Annotated in this window: 8 protein-coding genes; 5 read left to right on the forward strand and 3 right to left on the reverse strand. The window is 37.0% G+C overall.

Translation table 11 applies throughout. The features are described 5' to 3' along the window. Positions 1–39: 39 nt before the first annotated feature. The 3 genes from ACNFU2_RS12155 to ACNFU2_RS12165 form a co-directional block, all read right to left on the reverse strand. On the reverse strand, positions 40–1,866 hold the full coding sequence (locus ACNFU2_RS12155; RefSeq protein ID WP_418121871.1) for an alkaline phosphatase: 1,827 nt from the start codon (positions 1,864–1,866) through the stop codon (positions 40–42). Between the two features lie 224 nt (positions 1,867–2,090). Next, complete coding sequence (locus tag ACNFU2_RS12160) at positions 2,091–3,599, reverse strand: RagB/SusD family nutrient uptake outer membrane protein (protein WP_345991626.1); 1,509 nt, start codon at positions 3,597–3,599, stop codon at positions 2,091–2,093. A gap of 25 nt (positions 3,600–3,624) precedes the next feature. Continuing rightward, positions 3,625–6,513 carry a SusC/RagA family TonB-linked outer membrane protein gene (locus tag ACNFU2_RS12165; protein ID WP_418121874.1) on the reverse strand — a complete coding sequence of 963 codons (2,889 nt, stop codon included), beginning with the start codon at positions 6,511–6,513 and terminating at the stop codon, positions 3,625–3,627. A gap of 414 nt (positions 6,514–6,927) precedes the next feature. On the opposite strand from ACNFU2_RS12165, the gene ACNFU2_RS12170 reads away from it, so the two are divergent. The 5 genes from ACNFU2_RS12170 to ACNFU2_RS12190 all read left to right on the forward strand — a co-directional run bounded on the left by ACNFU2_RS12170 (position 6,928) and on the right by ACNFU2_RS12190 (position 16,698). Beyond that, entirely contained in the window at positions 6,928–7,716 is a 789-nt protein-coding gene (locus ACNFU2_RS12170) for an SDR family oxidoreductase (RefSeq protein WP_418121876.1), read from the forward strand. A gap of 125 nt (positions 7,717–7,841) precedes the next feature. Then, a complete protein-coding gene (locus ACNFU2_RS12175) occupies positions 7,842–9,446 on the forward strand; it encodes a hypothetical protein (RefSeq protein ID WP_418121878.1) in 1,605 nt (534 codons plus the stop codon). A 184-nt stretch (positions 9,447–9,630) separates the two neighbouring features. Further along, on the forward strand, positions 9,631–12,771 hold the full coding sequence (locus ACNFU2_RS12180) for a SusC/RagA family TonB-linked outer membrane protein (protein ID WP_306614865.1): 3,141 nt from the start codon (positions 9,631–9,633) through the stop codon (positions 12,769–12,771). Positions 12,772–12,792: 21 nt separating this feature from the next. Then, positions 12,793–14,268, forward strand: a complete 1,476-nt coding sequence (locus tag ACNFU2_RS12185) for a SusD/RagB family nutrient-binding outer membrane lipoprotein (RefSeq protein WP_172280959.1) — start codon at positions 12,793–12,795, stop codon at positions 14,266–14,268. An 81-nt stretch (positions 14,269–14,349) separates the two neighbouring features. Next, complete coding sequence (locus ACNFU2_RS12190; RefSeq protein WP_418121881.1) at positions 14,350–16,698, forward strand: phosphocholine-specific phospholipase C; 2,349 nt, start codon at positions 14,350–14,352, stop codon at positions 16,696–16,698. Positions 16,699–16,894 lie beyond the last annotated feature (196 nt).

Here is a 16,894-nt window from a genome sequence, read left to right on the forward strand (position 1 = left end):
GACTTTTTTAATGATTATTACATTATTCCAATAAAAGCTTTACTTCTTTATTCCGTACGCGCTGAGTATTTTACTAAAGATCTCAGTATTTTCAAACAATCCTGTAAATTCTTTAGAATTGGGGCCATAAGCAAATACAGTAGATGGAATGGAAGTATGGTCATTGGTGCTGAAATTTCCGAAAATCCATCCTTCTTTAAGACTTCCGTCAAGAAGTGTCAGTCCTCCGGTTTCATGATCCCCTACAACAATCACCAATGTTTCTTTATTTTCATCCGCAAACTTCATGGCTTTTCCTACCACATGATCGAAGTCTAATAATTCTGTAACAAGCTGCTCAATATTATTACTATGTCCACCGCCATCTGTTTGGGATGCCTCAACCATCATGAAAAATCCATTTTTATTTTCTTTTAGATCATTGAGGGTAAGGTCAAAGGCATCAGCTAACCAATTTCCTCTTCCTTCGGTTATTCTTTTTGAAGCCAGAGGATCAATTATCAATGTTCGGTTATTGATTTTCTTCACAGATTTTAGATCCTGGTAAGTATCTATTTTTGCTTCTTTAATTTTCAAAACATTATCCGGCGTCAATCCACTGGTAGGACCGCCAATCAGAATCTTGGTTTTGGAATTCACAAAGCCTTTCATGATTGGCTCCGAGCTATTTCTGTTATCTGAATGTGCATAAAAATCCGCGGGTGTAGCATCTGTGACGTCTCCGGTAGAAATTAATCCTGAAACCTTTCCCTGGCCAGCAATGATATCCGGAATTTGTGCAATAGAATTTCCTCTTTCATCAACTCCAACGAAGGTATTCTTCGTCTTCACTCCCGTAGCAAATGCTGTTGACCCCGGAGCAGAATCCGTAATATAAGCATTGGACGAATTGGTCTTAGACAATCCGGTAGCCTTGATATTAAATACATTTAACTTTCCTTTATTCGCTGTAAAGGCAGCATAATACTGGGGCAAAGAGGTACCATCCGGAATTAAAAGAATCACATTTTTAACATTCTTAACCACTCCATCCGTTTTGTAGGTAGGTGCATATGTAGTGTATTCTTTGGTATTTTTATAAAAATTCCTAGGAATGGTATTGAGAAATTTTTTCAGATCGGGAATGTGATCGGTATTGATGTAATCCACTCCCAAATCTATAAAATTCACCCATGCATTAGGGAAATCCGGAGCTCCGTAAAAACGTACTGGCTTTTGCCGGGCATGAGCAACCTCCACTGCCTTTTTTATATTTTCGGTTTCTTCATCTCTTGGGATTCCCTTTCCATTCCACTTTACCAGCCCCTGCAAATCTGCACTGAATAGTCCTACTCTTCCAAGCTCGTCAGGAGTATATTTTTTATCAAGATCCCCATCAAAAAAAAGATAATCCGGATAATTTTTGAAATCAGCAGGCTGAGGCCTGTTACCGGTTATTACGATTTTGACCCCGGAATTACCCGTAATCTCAGGATATTTTTTCAACGTTGCTGACAAAGCATTGAGACTGGTTTTATAATCTTGCTTAATATCAATAAGCAATTGTAGTTTTTTAGAAGAATCCGGATAAATCGTTCCTTTATTGAGTTTGATTTGTTTTGAAATATTGTCCAGGTAGAGGCTTTCCAATGTCCTGTCAGGAGATAATTCTTTTTCTGTATGGGCTACCCACAGCTTGCCATTAACAAGAAAAACATCTGCTTCAACAGAACCGAAGTTTGCATAATATGCCTCCCAGAATGGTACTTTCTGTTCATAATCATTATGTGAGTGCGCATTGCTTACAGTATAGTTCAGATAATTCTGCGCCTGATTTTGTGAAAAAATGGCGGTGGCTAACAAAGCCCATATTTTTATTTGTTTCATAATATTTTAAAAAGACCTGTTTAAAGGGTTTAGAGACTGAAAGCAAAAAGGCAATCTGTTCAATTGTGATTTCTATTTTTGCATTGTTCATCTTTATCAAGATAAAAAATTCAATATCCCTTCGTTTCAATCTGAAACCAATGATGACCATAAAAAATAAAAGTTTAAACTATACCACTGGATAGTTTCAGCAATGGTATAGTTTATCATTATTAGCTAAAGTTTTACCAGCCTTGGTTTTGTTTGATGATCCCGTGACTGTTCACTATTTCAACCTGTGGCACTGCCCACACATTATGAACCGAAGGATTGAAATTTCTGGCAGCCCATACTACCTGTCCATTAATTCCATGTAAAGGCTGTGCATAAGTACTTTGAGCATCCCCCCAACGCACAAGATCCCGGTGCCTGTCAGCCCATTCACCTGCCAATTCGCAACGTCTTTCGTGCTTCAGGTCAGCCAATGTGCATCCGTTTTTCGAGGCTAATCCTGCACGGTTACGGATCATATTAATTTCCTGATCCGCATTCTGTCCCATCATAATTTTTGCTTCTGCTTTGATCAGAATAACTTCAGCATAACGCATAATCGGAACAGCAAGGTCGGTACACGGATAATCTCCATTAGCGCTTACATGCCCACTGTTTAATGCGTACTTAAATGCGTCCATATATTTATTAAACTGATATCCTGTAAGGGAATTGATAGAAGCATATGTTCTTACACTTCCGTTAAACGTGAACTGATCTCCCAATTTCAGAATTGTTGCACTTCTTCTTAGATCTCCGGCTTCATATTCATCATATAATTCTTTGGTAGGTTGAAAATATCCCCAACCATTATACAATCCCCATCCTTTATTTTCAAGCATAACGCCCGGAAGAATACTACCTACCGAATTAAATTTAGGGGTACTCGGTATAGACCAGATATATTCCGAGCTATAATTATTTTCAGCTTTGAAAACATCAGCGTAATTATTCAGTAGATTTCTGTTTCCTTTTGTCATTACTTCATTCGCCCAAAATGCAGCATTTTGCCAGTCTTTCATAAATAAATACACTTTCGCCAGAAGTGCCCATGCAGCCACCTTGTGTGGTCTTCCGAAGTCTTTTGCCAGCAGTTCTTCCTGTGCAGGCAATAATTCTGCGGCCCTCTTAAGATCGGTTACAATATAATTGTAGTTCTCCATTACATTGGCCGCTCTCGGTATCGGATTAGGATCGGCTTCTTTATTTCTATCGATAATAGGAACTCCAGCTTTGTCATTTCCATAGTTATATGCCAATTCAAAATACATCCGGCTGCTCATAAATAAAGCCTCTCCCAGATATTTATTTTTTACCGCAGCTGTAGTCTGAATATTATCGATGTTCCGAATGACACGGTTTGCAACACCTATTACATTATATCTTTTATTCCACTGAGTTTCTAGATCACCTGCAGCAATATAATTACTGCTGAAATTCTTTGCATTATCGGCTTCACTTTTTGATCGTCCTGTAACCATATCATCGCTGGCATTAATGAACCAGAATAAACCTCTCCCATAAAACTCACTATCGGACAAAGGCTTATACATAGCATTAGCTCCCGTGATCAGGTCATTCTCTGTTTTCCAAAAACTCGCCTCGGTAGGTGTACCTTCCGGCTGAACATCTAACTCGTTTGTACAGGATGAAAGCACGACTGCAATCCCTGATATCCAAAATATATTTTTTAAAAATTTCATCTTTTCTTTTTTTAGTGTTAAAAAATTACAATCCTATTTCCACCCCGAAAATAAATGAGCGAGCCTGAGGATATCTTCCGGTATCCACTCCATAAGTATCCATTCCCACTTCCGGATCAAAGCCTGTATATTTGGTGATGGTAAACAAATTATTTGTTGTTATATAAATTCTCAGCTTTGTCACATCAAGCTTTCCATACAATTCTTTAGGCAAAGAATAACCGATGGTAAGGTTTTTCAGTCTTAAGTAGGACCCATTTTCTACGTAGAAATCCGATACTTTAGAGTAATTCCCGCTTGGATCTCCCTGAACGAGTCTAGGTATATCGGTATTTGTATTTTGTGGTGTCCATGCGTTAAGAATTTCCCTGTCCATATTGTAGTTCTGTCCTGTTCCTCCCGGATTTAATGAAATAAACTTCAGTCCGTTGAAAATTTTATTCCCGTACACTCCCTGAAAAAATACATTGAGGTCAAAATTTTTCCAGGTCATATTATAGGAAAGTCCGTACGAAAACTTGGGATAGGGATTTCCGAGATTTACAAAATCATCATTATTCAGCACTCCTGTATTTCCTTCTTTTTTCAGGAACTTGATGTCTCCCGGCTTAGCATTGGGCTGGATGAGATTTCCGTTCGCATCCTTATAATTATTGATCTCTTCCTGTGTTTGGAAAATGCCTCCGGTTTTGTATCCGTAGTAGGAATACAAAGACTCTCCTACCCTTATACGGGTGGGTTTCAGTACTCCACGCACTCCATTGCTGTTAATAAAAATCTCATTAACATCGGCCAGCTGCTTCACCGTATTTTTTAGTTGACTGAATGTTGCTCCTATTGAATAGGAAAAGTCTCCTGTACTTCTGCTGTTATAATTAATTCCCAACTCATAACCTTTATCCTGAAATAAACCAGCATTTACATATTGATTATTATAGGTAGCAGTACTTGGTAAACTTACATTGAATATCTGGTCTTTGGAATTTTTGACGAAATAATCAAACTGTAAAGAAAGGCTGTTTTTAAGGAAAGAAGCATCCAATCCAAAATTCGTCTGTTCCGATTTTCCCCACTTCAAATTCGGATTGGGTCTGGTAGTAGCATAATATGCAATGTTTTGAGAAGGGTCCTGCCCGAAAATTACATTATTATCCCTGATCATTAAAGGATTAACAGCCTGAGGTGAAATCCCTCCTAGATTTCCCAGTATCCCGTAGCTGCCTCTTAATTTTAAGCTTGAGAGCCAGGAAATGTCTTGTAGAAAATTTTCCCTGGACATTACCCAGGCTCCTGAAAGAGCATAATAATTGGCAAATCGGTTTTGCTTCGCAACTAAGGATGATCCATCCCTTCTTCCCAATACACTGATCACATATTTACCGGCATAGTCATAATTGATCCTGGCAAGATAGGATACCAGGGATTGCTGGTATTTATAACTGGAAACATCTTTATTGGTATCTGCAGCATTCTGAAGGTGTTGAAAAACTTCTACTTCGCTTCGGAAATCATAGGCTTTCGCCAGGAAACCTTCATCAATTGTTTTCTGAAATGTAAAACCACCCAGAAAATCAAAATTATGCTTGTCAAGAGCTATTTTATACGTAAGAAGCTGTTCTGCAAGGGCTGTCGAAGAGTTGTTGGACTGATACTCAAGATTGTTGGTATCGAAAATTTTTCCTACTTCCAAAACTCTGTACGTAAAATTCTTAATGGTCCCTATTTTAAATGTCTGAGAAAAATTCGACCGGAACTTAAGATCTTTAGCTAAAGTAACCTCAGCATAAGGATTGATGAGAATTTCATGGGTAGGATTTCTTATGCTGATTCTTTGCAGATAGGCTACCGGATTGATCATATCTCCGTAACCTCCAGCCACATCAATTGGTAATCCTGAAAAGGCTCCCGTCGGAGTATATACAGGAACATTTGGCGGATAATACATCGCGGCTACCAATGCCCCTGTATATCCACTTTTGGTATCCGCGGTATTTCCATCTGAGTAATTATAATACATATTTTCTCCGATGGTTAACCAATCCTTGATCTTATGCTCAGAATTAACTCTGAAATTATATCGTTTTGCCTGGGTATTCAATAATATTCCTTCCAGATTCCTATGGTTCATCCCAACAAAAAAACGGGATTTTTCACTTCCCCCACTTACGTTAAGATTATATTCCTGGATCGTTCCCGTACGAAAAATTTCTTTCATCCAGTCGGTCCTTGTTACTCTTCCATCCGGATATTTATCCGCATTAAATGCCAAAGGTAAACTGCTTAGTTTACCTGCATTCTCAAAGGCCTGACGCATCACATCCTGAAATTCAGCAGCATTTAATGATTCTTTCAACCTCCACGCTTTATTAACACCATACTTCACATCAAAATCTACAGTCAGCAATCCTTTCTTCCCCCTTTTTGTGGTTATAAGAATTACTCCTCCGGAGGATCTTGCTCCGTAAATAGCTGCAGAAGCATCTTTAAGTACAGATATATCCTGAATGTCATTAGGGTTAATAGCCGGAGTTCCGTTAAACACCACACCATCCACCACATAAAGTGGGGTTTCACCGTTGATTCCTCCTAAACCACGGATATTTACCTTCGGGGAGCCGTTTGGATCTCCACCCTCGTTAACAACGGTTACTCCCGGAGCTTTTCCCTGAAGGACCTCACCGATGCCGGATAGTGATCTTGAAGTGAGCTTATCTAATGAAGCTTCGGAAACAGCACCGGATACTTTACTCTTTTTCTGTGTTCCGTATCCTACGACGACGACCTCATCGATTGATTTTTCTTTTAAGCTGTCTTTTTTCTGAGATAGCAACACCGGAGACATACACAGTGCGCCGATTAGTAGTCCGCGGCCTGTTAAATAGGCCACCGAGACAGGAGTTTTCAGTACAGTCATTTCATGCTTTTGATTTCGGATGCAAAATTAGAACAGCATACTCCTTAGGGTTATTAACATTTTTTTATATTTCTATTAAGAAATAGTTTTTCAATCGGTTAAAACCCGCACATAAAACACTACATATCAAATAAATATTGATAAAATAAACATTAATTACGTATTCCCTACATCATTAAGGTTAAGTTTATTTTAAGTTTTATCCCTGTAACAAAAGTGTTTATCAATCTATCTACATATTGGTACTTATCTTTCTGTATTTTCAGGAAGAATAAGTTACAGAGTTCATTATTCTTTTTTTACATTTGCTGAAAATACGAGTCCGGTGCTGTCTGATGAGGAATATAAAAAACTTGTCAATAATCAGTAGCCGGAAAATATGAATAACAACAATTCTAAAAGCAATAAAAAGAAATGACCATTATCATCACCGGAACTTCATCAGGAATTGGTTTCGTTTTAGCAGAATATCTGGGAAAGAAAGGACATCATGTATATGGATTGAGCAGAAAACATACTGAAAGTCAATATTTCAAGTCTATTCCTACCGATATTACAGATAACACAGCAGTGGGCAATGCCATAACTGAAATCTTAAAAACAGAAACAAGAATTGATGTGCTGATCAATAATGCCGGGATGGGAATGGTAGGAGCTGTAGAAGATTCTTCGAAAGAAGATATCCTGAAGCTGTTCAACCTTAACCTGGTAGGCTCTGTTCAGATGATGAGTGCAGTAATGCCTGTAATGCGTAAACACAAATTCGGAAAAATCATTAATATATCGAGTATCGGAAGTGAAATGGGACTGCCATTCAGAGGATTTTACTCGGCTTCGAAATCGGCTTTGGATAAGGTTACTGAGGCAATGCGTTATGAGGTATATCCCTGGAATATCGATGTATGCTCTCTCCATTTAGGAGACATCAAAACCAATATTGCAGAAAACAGGGTAAGAACTAAAGTTTCCGAACCTTATAAAAGTGTCTTCGATAAAGTGTATGCATTGATGAATTCTCATGTCGGTGACGGAACAGAACCATCAGAAGTCGCAGAATATATTGAAAACCTTCTGACAAAAAATAAGTGGAAAACCCATTATTATTTTGGAAAATTCGGCCAGAAAATAGGAGTTCCTTTGAAATGGATTCTTCCACAGGGAACTTATGAAAATTTAATGAAAAAATACAATAAACTGGATTAATTCCGGTTAGTATTGAGTGAGGAAAGGAAAAATAATAAAATCGTTAAATCTATAATTTGCAAAATTGTGATTGAGCGGCAATTTTCACTTCACCGGATTTCTGAATGGTTTAAATAAATGGAGTATTGAAGTTATTTCTGAAAATATTTTTTGTATTGTTTTGCGTTTTTGTTCAGGCGCAAAAAAAAGTCTATTGGCTTACAGATAGCCAAACCAAACAAACAAAAAAAGTAAAAGATTCCGCTTCGGCAGTAAAATTCCTTGACTCTCTGGCTCAGAACAACTATTTTTTCACCCAGCTTAAGGAGGTGAAAGTAAAAGGGGATAGTACGGAGATCATTTATGATAAAGGAAAAAACTTCAATGAAACATATGTCAGTATCTCAGATTCAATTGTAGGTAAACTGAAGATCAAAAAAGATTTTTTTACTAAAAATTTAGATTCAACCAAAAAGAGCATTAATAAAAGGTACGTTGATGACGGGTATTCATTCAGCCGGCTCAAGTCCAAATACAAAGGCCAGAAGAACGGCTATCCAATGGTTGAACTTGAAATCAACAAGAATGATAAAAGAACGATCGATGGTTTTGTTGTAAAAGGATATGAAAGAGTTCCTAAGCGATTTATCAAAAACCTTGAAAAAGATTTTAAAGGAAAAACCTATGATGATAAAAATCTGATTGCCATTAATAAAAATTTTCAGAGTCATCCGTTTGTTTCACTGGAACGTCCTCCTCAAACGCTCTTTACAAAAGATTCCACCCAGATCTACTTGTTCATGGAAAAGAAAAAAACCAATACGTTTGATGGGGTTATTGGTTTCGGGAATGATAAAACGGACAAATTCACATTGAACGGAACATTGAATGTGAACTTCAGGAATATGTTCAATGGTTTTGAAACGATCAATTTATATTGGCAGCGAAATCCTGACAAAGGACAAACTTTTGACTTACAAACAGATATTCCGTATCTCTTTAAATCGAATGTCGGCCTCAATATGAAGGTCAATATCTTCCGGCAGGATTCAACATTTGCGAATGTAAAATTACTGCCTGCATTATACTATCACATCAACAACAGGTATAAAGTAGGTCTCAGAGGAACTTTTGAAACATCAAGTATTATCGACACTTTATATGTTCAGGGAAAAGATTACAACAAAAAAGGGATCGGAGTATGGCTTGATATGACAGAGCCTACTGACATCGATCTTTTTCTCTACAAAACAAAAATAAACGCCGGTTACGATTTCCTTACGACAACATATACTAAAGATAATATTAAAGCCAACCAAAATCAGTTCTATTTTTTCGGGGAACATAATTATCACATTTCAGGCAATCACTTCCTCAACATAAAGGCAGAGGGCGCCATGATGGATTCAAAAATAGAATTTTCAGCCAACGAATTGTATCGTTTTGGAGGATGGAATTCCATGCGTGGGTTTAATGAAAAATCCCTTGCCGCTGATTTTTACTATTATGCCGGGTTAGAATACCGCTATCTGATCGGAAGCCAGGCATTTTTTGATTTCTTTGGACAATATGGGCAGCTTAACAACAAATCCTTAAATGTAAAACCCAAGCTATACAGTATTGGGTTAGGATTTAATTTCTTTATTCCGATAGGGCTCATGAGCTTCCAGATTTCAAACGGTAATGAGTTCGGAAATCCATTCAAGTTTAACGACATTAAAATTCACTGGGGGATCTTAAGCAGATTTTAATGAAAAATGCTTTTATTATTTAAAAAAACAACCATTTATAGTAAAGTAAAAAAGTGATATATATGGGCTTTCTGTTTTATAATTACATTAACTTTTCTTGATACAGATCAGCAAATGATATTTTTATCTTAATATATCATTAAGATATAGGTAACAATGCAGCGCTAAATTTGTCCTCAAAAAAATGAAGAAGACTTTAGCTACTTTTGCAATTTTTTTGCTCCCCCTATACCTAACTGCTCAAGAAGTCAACATTTCCGGAAATGTAAAATCCGAAAACGGCAATACAGTCTCCGGTGTTAACATCACCGATAAAAACACTGGGAAAACAGCTATTACAGATGAAAATGGAAATTTCACCATTTCAGCAAATCCAAAAGATATTCTGGAGTTTTTCTCACCTGATTATTCATCCTACACTATAGAAGTTTCTTCGAGAAGACAATATTCCATTGTTCTAAAAAAAGTAAATGAAAAACAAATCGAAGGCGTTGTGATCACTGCCTTAGGGATTGCCAAAAAGAAAGAAAAAATTGGCTATTCCACACAGGAAGTGGGGACAAAACAATTTGAGTCCATCACCACTCCGAGTATCGGAAATTTATTCTCCGGCCAGGTTGCAGGATTGAATGTTTCCAATCCTACGGGAATGCAGCAGGCACCTCAATTTACATTAAGAGGAAATTCCAATCTGGTATTTGTTATAGATGGGGTTATTGTAGAAAAGGAAGTATTTCAGAATCTGGATCCTAACAATATTGACAATATTAACGTATTAAAAGGAGCAACAGCTTCTGCATTATATGGTTCCAGAGGTAGATACGGAGCCGTTCTTATCACTACCAAAAGTGCTAAAAAGAAAGGATTTACAGTAGAGTTTTCTCAAAACACAATGATTACTTCCGGGTTTACCAATCTTCCGAAGACCCAGACTCAATATGGAAACGGCTCTCACGGAAAGTATGAATTCTGGGATGGAGCAGACGGAGGAGTGAATGACGGAGACATGATCTGGGGTCCGAAATTTGTTCCCGGACTAAAAATAGCGCAATGGAACAGTCCGATCAGGGACAAAGTTACAGGGCAGGTCATTCCGTGGTATGGAACCGTTGCAGGAAGTCAGTACAATGATAAATCAAGATATGAAAGGGTTCCTATTGATTGGGAATATCATGATAATTTAAAAACATTTCTAAAGCCAGCTGTCATAAACAACAACAGCTTTTCCGTAAGCTATAAAAATAATAAAGATATTTACAGGCTTTCCGGGAACTTCATGAACTATGACGACAGAATTCCCGAAGCTTATTTACAGCGTTATGGGATCAACTTCTCTTCAGAAAACCACCTGACGGACAAATTAATCTTTGATACCAAATTTAATTTCACCCAGACTTTTACCCCAAACATTCCCAATTACGATTATAACCCAAGTGGCCATATGTACACTATTCTTATCTGGATGGGAGGTGACGTAGACGGAAGGGATTTGAAAAACCACATGTGGGTGCCCGGAAAGGAAGGGACTTTACAAGCCAACTGGAATTACGCATGGTATAATAACCCGTGGTTTGGAGCCAACTATTACAAGAACAGAAACAGGACCAATGTTATTAACGCACAGACAGGTTTAGAGTATAAGGCAACGGAAGATTTCTCAATTAAAGGTAAGATATCTATTGTTGAAAACCACAATAAACAGGAAATATTAAGTCCTTATTCATATTTCAATTACAGTGCTCCACGAAGTGGCGGATACATTCTGAACGACACCAAAACCTGGAACCTCAACTCTGATGTTTTAGCAACTTATAAGAAAAAGATCTCTGAAAATTTCGATTTTGCCATCAATGCCGGGGCATCCACATTCTATTATAAAAATAATGTAGATAATGCCTCAACAGACGGTTTGAAGATTCCTGAACTGTACGAATTATCAAATTCCATCGGAGCTATAAAGTATTATGATTACCTCAAAGAAAAATTGATTTACAGTACATATGCAACTGTAGATATTGGATTGTATAATGCCTTTTTCATCAATGTTTCCGGACGTAATGACTGGTCTTCTACATTACCAAAAGCGAACAGGTCTTATTTTTATCCTTCTGCATCATTAAGCGCTGTGATTTCGAATCTTGTAAAAATGCCTGAAGCCATTAACCTTCTGAAATTATCTGCTTCCTGGGCGAAAGTGGCTTACGATTTCCAGCCCTACTCGATCAGAAACTATTATATGAATAACAATGGAATTACTTTTAATGGTAATCCAACCAATTATTATCCTACAACTTTAAATTATGAAAACTCACTAAAGCCTGAACAGACTAAATCTTATGAACTAGGCCTTAGTGCCGGATTATTTAAAAATAGAATAACACTGGATGCAACATATTTCAGAACTTTGGATTACAATAATATCCTACAATTTCCGAGTGCTGAATCTTCAGGTTTCAAATCTCAATATGTAAATGGTAATGAATATACTACAAAAGGAGTTGAAATCTCTTTAGGGCTGATACCTGTAAAGACAAAAGATTTTATGTGGAAATCTTTGATCAACTGGAGTAAGTATGAACAAAAACTAACATCTATTTATGACAACATGCCTAACTATAACAACATTAAGCTAGGTGAAAGAATGGATTCTTACTATGACTATACATGGCAAAAGTCTCCGGATGGAAAAGTAATCCTGAATGCAGAAACAGGAATGCCAACTAAAGCAACCACTCCTACGAATTTAGGACATTTCAATCCGGATTGGACGTTCGGCTTTAATAACACATTCAAATACAAAAAACTGAGTTTAAATATCGGTATTGACGGAAGTATAGGCGGAGTAATGAGATCTCAGGTGGTTGAGAAAATGTGGTGGGGAGGAAAACATCCGAATTCTGTAGCTTACAGAGACCAGGAATATGCAAATCCGGGAACTTATTATTTTATTCCTGACGGTGTAAATTATAATGCAGCTACCGGCACTTATACTCCGCACACAAAACCTATCAGTTTTCAGGACTGGGCACAAAACTATCCGTATCAGGCAAGGGTGACACAGGATGAAAGTGAAGAATTCGCCAATGTCTTTGACAGGACCTTTATAAAGCTTAGATCTGTGGTTCTGGAATACGACTTCTCTTATTTGCTTAATCCAAAAGGATTTGTAAAAAACTTCACGGTAAATATATCCGGATATAATCTTGCAATGTGGAAAAAATCCAAAAATCTATACTCTGACCCTGATTTCCAGATAAAAACAGGAAATGATATCCAGGATCCATCGAGCAGATGGTTTGGAGTTGGATTTAACCTTAAATTTTAATTAAATAACATTTCAGTCAAAATGAAAAATATTATAAAATCATTAATTGTTATAGGAGCATTCGCCCTTACATCATGCGAAAGCAACCTTGATAAAATCAATGAAAATCCAAATGATCAGGCTACTATTGATCCTAAATCTCTTTTAACTTACGTTTCACAGTCTGCTTTCCAGGTAAATGGTGATAATATGTATGCTTCAAGGATGATGATCGGAATAGACGGAGAAAATGTTTATCAATACATGAAATGGAACGACTCATCTTTTGAGGTCTATTCCAATGGTCTTCTTAATACGGTTAAAATGATGCAGGAGGCTGAGAGAATCAATAATAAAAATTATATCGCGATCGGTAAATTTTTCAGGGCTTATTATTTTTTCAACTTAAGTTTAAAGTCCGGAAGCATCCCTTATTCTGAAGCAGTAAAAGGAGAGTCTGGAATTACCCAGCCTAAATATGATAGTCAGGAAGCCGTAATGTCCGGAATATTAACAGAATTAAAAGAGGCCAATGACCTTATTAACAGCAACGATAAGATAGAAGGTGATATTATTTATCAGGGAGATGCAACGAAGTGGAAAAAACTGATTAACTCTTTTCGTCTTAAGATTTTAATTACCCTTTCTAAAAAAACTACTGTAGGGAATTATAATATTGCCACAGAATTTGCCTCTATTGCAGGAAGCCAGCCTTTGATGTCTTCTATTACGGATAATGGAGAGCTTAAATTTGCAGATGCCGCTGACAGCAGATACACAATGTTTAATAACAGTGGTTACGGTTCAAGTTTGTATATGGCCGATTATTTTATTAATTTCTTTAAAAACAGACAGGATCCAAGACTATTCACATTTGCTGCCCAAACTACCGCAGCAAAAGAGGCAGGAAAACCTATTACTGATTTTACAGGATATAATGGAGGAAATCCTGTTTCCCCCTATTCTGATAATGCTGCATTAGTGGCTGCAAAAAATATCTCCAAAATCAATGATCGGTTTTATAAAGATCCGACGAATGAACCTTCTTCGGTATTGAGTTATTCCGAGCTGGAATTTATTCTGGCAGAGGCCACTGCAAGAGGCTGGATTTCAGGATCTGCAAAAACACATTATGACAATGGGATTAAAGCAAGTTTCAGTTTTTATCAGACATATGTAAAAAATCCAAATCTTTATTTTTCAGGATTTAATGTGAATAATTATTTAGCTACTCCTTTAGTGGCATATGATAATTCCGCATCGTTATCCAGCCAACTGGAAAGAATTATGACCCAGAAGTACATGACGATGTTCCACCAGTCACAATGGACATCTTATTATGATTATCTGAGAACCGGCTATCCCAATTATCCTTTACAAACTGGGGTCGCTGCACCTTTACGATTCCGATATCCTCAAAGTGAGTATAACTACAACAGTGTAAACCTGAAAGCCGCATTAGCAGCTCAATATGGAGGAACAGATAATATCAATTCCAAACCTTGGTGGTTACAATAAAACTCTAACATTTTTAATTTACTTGAAAGAAATCGCGGGAAATACTTTTATCTTGCGGTTTCTTTCTTATTTTATTTCAGCATGAACAGAAAAGAATTTTTACAGAAATCAGGTTTGTTACTGGCAGGTTTAGGAACTTCAAGTGTTTTGCACCCTTCCATTTTAAAAGCGCTCACAATAGAACCCGCTGCCTTGTCTACATTTTATGACGCCGAACATGTGGTTATTCTGATGCAGGAAAACCGCTCATTTGATCACGCCTTTGGATCATTGAAAGGGGTAAGAGGATTCCTTGATAAAAAAGCATTTGTAAAACAAGACGGACATTCTGTTTTTTTCCAGAAAGGAAATGACGGAAAGTACGCTGCTCCGGCACGTTTAGACTTAAGAAATACGAAATCCACATGGATGAGCTCATTACCTCACTCCTGGTCCGACCAGCAGAAAGCTTTTAACAAAGGAAAATATGATCAATGGTTACAGTTTAAGGCTTCTGGAAATAAAGATTACAAGAATATACCCCTGACATTGGGGTATTATAATCGTGAGGATCTTCCCTTCTATTACCAGCTTGCAGATGCATTTACCGTATTCGATCAATATTTCTGCTCATCGCTTACCGGCACAACGCCGAACAGGCTTTTTCATTGGTCAGGTACTTTAAGAGAGCAACAAAACGGCAAAGTAAAAGCAAATGTTTATAATGAAAATATTGATTATGACAGTAACCGACAGGCAAGATGGAAAAGCTTCCCTGAAATACTGGAAGAACAAAATGTTTCATGGAAAATATATCAGAATGAAATCAGTCTTCCAAAAGGAATGTCCGGAGAACAGGAAGCCTGGCTGAGCAATTTTACAGACAATCCCATTGAATGGTTTTCGGCATTCAACGTAAAATTCTCTAAAGGATATTATAAGCATATTCCCCATATGATCAGCTACCTGCAGAAGGAAATCGAGAAGAATCCTCATCAGAAAGAAAGGTTGGAGAGACTTATAGCTGAACTGAAGGAAGATCAGGTAAAGTATCATCCTGATAACTATGCAAAATTATCCCAAATGGAAAAAAACCTTCATGAAAAAGCATTTACCAATAATTCAGGAGACCCTGATTTCTGGAATCTGGAAACAGGAAATGATGAACATGGAGAAAAACTAGTAGTTCCTAAAGGAGATGTATTATTTCAGTTCCGTAAGGACGTTGAAGAGAAAAAGCTTCCTTTGGTTTCATGGCTGGTTGCTCCGGAACACTTTTCGGACCATCCGGGATCACCTTGGTATGGGGCATGGTATATTTCTGAAGTTCTAAATATCTTGACGAAGGATCCTGAAACCTGGAAAAAAACCATTTTTATAATCAATTATGATGAAAATGACGGATATTTTGATCATGTTTTACCCTTTTCTCCGCCACTAAATCCAAGTCAGCCGGTAGACATGAATGGAAAAGAAGGAGTAGAATATGTTAATAAAGATCAGGAATATATGCTGTCATCTCAATTGAGAGATTATGAACGTATTGAAGGAACAGTTGGACTTGGTTACAGGGTTCCGATGATCATTGCTTCCCCATGGACAAAAGGGGGTTTTGTAAATTCTGAGGTTTCCGATCATACTTCTGTATTACAGTTTCTTGAGAAATTCATCAGGAAAAAATTCAGTAAAGATGTCACCATAGACAATATCAGTGACTGGAGACGAGCCATTTGTGGAGATTTGACTTCTGCTTTTAATGATTCAAATGTGACGGTCCCAAAAATGGATTATCTGAATCAAAAAGAATATACCAAAACCATTAATGCAGCCAAGAATAAGCCTGTTCCTGATCTGAAATGGCATTCTGAACATGAGCTATCTCATGCATTACTGGAAATTCAGGAGAGAGGGATAAAGCCATCCAATGCACTCCCTTACAATTACCATGTTAATCTCGCAGATAACAGTATTAAAATGGAGAACCTGAAGGAGGCAGGAGTTCCATTATTAATCTACGACAGAACAAAGCTAGATGATCATGGTAATTATTATTTTTCCTATGCTTTATACTCAAAACAAACATTGTCACACGCTGTTTATCTGGATAATTATGATTATGAAGTTTTTGGACCCAATGGTTTCTTCAGGAAATTTAAAGGTGTGCAGAAACCGGAAGTAGAGATACAAATGCTTAATGATACGAAAAATAATGAAACTCAATTGATATTTAAAAAGAAGAAAAATGGAAATATCATGATGGATATAGAAGACCTGTATGAAAAGACCCGTAAAAAAATTGCGCTTAGTAAAGATGAAGAAAAAATAACCCTTAACCTGAAAAAGAACAAAGGCTGGTATGACGTAAAAATAAGTTCATCCGGTCACATCTGGCACTTTTCAGGAAGAGTAGAGACAGGAAAAGTTTCTATTTCTGATCCACATTGGGCATAATTTCAATTGAAATTTCAAAAAAATATACAAAAGTCTTACAGCATTGTGAGACTTTTTTTCTTTTTCATTTTCTCAAATATTGAATTATTTTTTAATCGGATATAAAAAAATTAGGCATTATTATTAATAACAACAATCAAATAGTTCTCTATTTTGTGATAAAAATTCATTATGTTTCGCATTAGAAATGAGGAGG

This window comes from Chryseobacterium sp. PTM-20240506, assembly GCF_048296755.1.
Taxonomy (GTDB): Bacteria; Bacteroidota; Bacteroidia; order Flavobacteriales; family Weeksellaceae; genus Chryseobacterium; species Chryseobacterium proteolyticum.

Excerpts from the sequence above, each read along its gene's own strand:
- ACNFU2_RS12155 (WP_418121871.1), bottom strand. The coding sequence starts at position 1,866 with ATGAAACAAATAAAAATATGGGCTTTGTTAGCCACCGCCATTTTTTCA.
- ACNFU2_RS12160 (WP_345991626.1), bottom strand. The coding sequence starts at position 3,599 with ATGAAATTTTTAAAAAATATATTTTGGATATCAGGGATTGCAGTCGTG.
- ACNFU2_RS12165 (WP_418121874.1), bottom strand. The coding sequence starts at position 6,513 with ATGACTGTACTGAAAACTCCTGTCTCGGTGGCCTATTTAACAGGCCGC.
- ACNFU2_RS12170 (WP_418121876.1), top strand. The coding sequence starts at position 6,928 with ATGACCATTATCATCACCGGAACTTCATCAGGAATTGGTTTCGTTTTA.
- ACNFU2_RS12180 (WP_306614865.1), top strand. The coding sequence starts at position 9,631 with ATGAAGAAGACTTTAGCTACTTTTGCAATTTTTTTGCTCCCCCTATAC.
- ACNFU2_RS12185 (WP_172280959.1), top strand. The coding sequence starts at position 12,793 with ATGAAAAATATTATAAAATCATTAATTGTTATAGGAGCATTCGCCCTT.
- ACNFU2_RS12190 (WP_418121881.1), top strand. The coding sequence starts at position 14,350 with ATGAACAGAAAAGAATTTTTACAGAAATCAGGTTTGTTACTGGCAGGT.